The organism is Luteibacter sp. P4_E6 (assembly GCF_056401535.1).
The window spans coordinates 1-2,787 of record NZ_JBFUJE010000509.1; the positions used below are offsets into that span (position 1 = coordinate 1).

General features: G+C 65.2%; 4 protein-coding genes. 1 reads left to right on the forward strand and 3 read right to left on the reverse strand.

All coding sequences use genetic code 11. From position 1 onward, the window contains the following. The 3 genes from AC1DT2_RS20015 to AC1DT2_RS20025 all read right to left on the reverse strand — a co-directional run. The coding region (locus AC1DT2_RS20015; protein WP_477298270.1) for an amino acid--tRNA ligase-related protein at window positions 1–764 on the reverse strand (764 nt) is incomplete at its 3' end. A gap of 71 nt (window positions 765–835) precedes the next feature. Then, complete coding sequence (locus AC1DT2_RS20020; protein WP_477298272.1) at window positions 836–1,360, reverse strand: DUF3011 domain-containing protein; 525 nt, start codon at window positions 1,358–1,360, stop codon at window positions 836–838. Between the two features lie 93 nt (window positions 1,361–1,453). Next, window positions 1,454–1,792, reverse strand: coding sequence for an FmdB family zinc ribbon protein (locus AC1DT2_RS20025; RefSeq protein WP_477298273.1), 339 nt, complete (start codon window positions 1,790–1,792; stop codon window positions 1,454–1,456). A 352-nt stretch (window positions 1,793–2,144) separates the two neighbouring features. Here AC1DT2_RS20025 and AC1DT2_RS20030 point away from each other — a divergent pair. Continuing rightward, window positions 2,145–2,787, forward strand: a 643-nt coding sequence (locus AC1DT2_RS20030; RefSeq protein ID WP_477298275.1) for a TonB-dependent receptor plug domain-containing protein, incomplete at its 3' end; no start/stop codon positions are given.

The window sequence follows — 2,787 nt, forward strand, 5'->3', positions numbered from 1 at the left end:
CGGAACACATGGCGAATCAGGTTCTCGACGAAATCCTGCACGTCGCGCTCTTCAACGAAAGCGAACTCAAGGTCGAGCTGGGTGAATTCCGGTTGGCGGTCGGCGCGAAGGTCCTCGTCGCGGAAGCAACGGGCGATCTGGTAGTAGCGGTCGAAGCCAGCCATCATCAGGAGCTGCTTGAACAGCTGGGGCGACTGCGGCAGCGCGTAGAACTGACCCGGATGCACGCGGCTCGGCACGAGGTAGTCACGCGCACCTTCGGGCGTGGCCTTGGTCAGGATCGGGGTTTCGATGTCCTGGAAACCCGCGTTGTCCAGATACCGACGCAGCTCGCGAACCAGCCGGGTGCGGGTGCGCATCATCTGCTGCATTTCCGGACGGCGCAGATCGAGGTGGCGGTAGGTCATCCGCATGTCTTCGTTCGGCGTTTCATGCAGCGCGAAGGGAAGATCCCGGGCCGCATTGAGGATCTCGACCTTGTCGGCGATCAACTCGACGGTGCCGGTCTTCAACTTGTCGTTGGCCGCCAGGCGCTTGCGGACCTGCCCGGTCACCCGGATGCAATACTCGTAACCCAGCTCGCCGGCAACGGCGAAAGCATCGGCGTTCTCGCGCTCGATCACTACCTGGGCGACGCCCTCGTGATCACGCAGGTCGACAAAGGCCACATGGCTTTGCAGGCGCAGGGTATTGACCCATCCGCAAAGGGTGACGTTCTGGTCGATCAGCGACTCGTCGATGAGTCCGCAAAAATGGCTGCGCATGCGCTTGAAGCTTCGTGGGAAAAGACCCCGGATCGTACCACGCCCCAGGGTCCCGCCTCCCGTTCCGGGGCTCAGCGACCGCCCACGGAGAAGATGCCGCGACACCCCCGGTCGACCCAGATGCCGTCGCGATCGACGCCCCAGCTGTAGCCTTCCTGGCACCGCGCGTCCGAGTCCTGGCGGATCAGGCGCGGCCGCCCGTAGCGCGTGTCGACATCGCAATGGCCATAGCCGCCGTTATGGCTGCCGCAGTCGATCGTGCGCTGCGGACGGTCGTCGCCCCACCCCGGGCGACCCTCCCCGCCGGGTCGCCCGCCACCCCAGCCACCAGCCTCGGCGAAGATGCCGCGGCAACCCCGGTCAACCCAGATGGCATGGATGTTCTGGTCGAAGCCCCAGGTGCGATCACGAACGCAGGCCGCCTTCGAGTCCTGGCGAACCAGCTGCGCATCACGCCAGCGCACCGGGCATCGCCCCGGCTTGTTATCACTGCTTCCGCAGTCGATCGTACCGCGTTGCGCCTGCGCTACCGGCGACACCAAACCCATCGTCACAGCCATCGCCACCAGGACAAGGCCACCCAGCACACCGCGCATACGCACACTCCGTTGTCATTCCAAGGATGGGCATACGCTATCGCAAGAAATTGCAACGGGCTTTGAATGGTGGGCGACGGCTCCCCCGCCGAATCAGCTGTTACCCGATCCGGACGAGGAGGAACCGCCTTTGGTGGCGGGTGCGGGCGGGGCCGCGGGGGCAGGCGCCGGGGCGGCCGCGGGCGTCGCGGCGGGAGCCGGTGCAGGTGCGCCGGAGGAGCCTTCCGCAAGATTTTTCTTCTTGTCCCCGTCTTTCTTGAAGTCCGTTTCGTACCAGCCGCCACCCGCCAGGCGGAACTGGGGCGCGCTCAGCATGCGGCCCACCTGCGATTCGCCGCAGTTCGGGCAGACGGTGGGATCGGCGTCGGACATCTTCTGCAGCCGCTCGAAGCGGTGCCCGCAGGCTTTGCACTGGAACTCGTAGATGGGCATGTGGCGGTTCTCTGAACGTCAGCCCGCGATTATCTGCCCGTAAGCTTCACGCCGGAATACTTTTGCGTTGCACCAATAGGGAGAAAAAAGCCAGTTTCATGCCAAGCCCTTGAAAATAGGTGTATCGAAGCCTTTGTTTCCCCATGATGGCGCACGCGTGACGAATCTGTTGACGCGCCGCAGCGAGAATGCCTAGCGTCGATCCCAGCGCGGCTTTCCAACCGCGTCCGCGGGGCACTCCCGCCCTGCGTGCGTAGCTCGCCTAGGGGACCCATCGATGACGACAGGCAAGACCTCTCGACGCAAGCCGGCGGCCAGCTTCTGGCTCCCTGCCCTCGGACTCATGATCGTGATGCCCGGTTACGCTCAGGACAGCACGCCACCGCCGGACGCCAAGCAAGCCCGCCAGCTCGACCAGGTCGTGGTGACCGGTACCCGCAGCACCAACCGGACCGAAGCGGAATCATTGTCGCCGATCGACGTGCTTTCGCCCAAGGACCTCACCTCCAGCGGGGCGACGGACCTCGCCACGGCCCTGGGGCGACTCCTGCCTTCGCTGGACTTCCCACGCCCGGCGATCAACGACGGTAACGATGCCGTCCGGCCCGCGAGCCTGCGCGGTCTTTCACCGGACGACACCCTCGTGCTCGTCGACGGCAAGCGCTACCACACGTCCGCGCTGGTCAACTACAACAACTCCGTCGGCCGCGGGGCCGCACCCGCCGACCTCAATTCCATTCCGATCTCCGCGATCGATCACATCGAAGTGTTGCGCGACGGCGCCGCCGCGCAGTACGGCTCCGATGCCATCGCTGGCGTCATCAACATCGTGCTCAAGCACGGCGCCGGCGAAGGCAAGAACAGCATCAATGCCAACGGCGGCATCATGAGCCAACGCGACGGTGCCACCAACGGCATCGACGGCTCCATGGGCGTCGACCTGGGCGGCAAGGGTGCGGATGCGAAGGGCTGGCTGCGCGTCGCCTGGAATTACC

Coding starts and splice junctions, on each gene's coding strand:
- AC1DT2_RS20020 (WP_477298272.1), bottom strand. CDS start 1,360: ATGCGCGGTGTGCTGGGTGGCCTTGTCCTGGTGGCGATGGCTGTGACG.
- AC1DT2_RS20025 (WP_477298273.1), bottom strand. CDS start 1,792: ATGCCCATCTACGAGTTCCAGTGCAAAGCCTGCGGGCACCGCTTCGAG.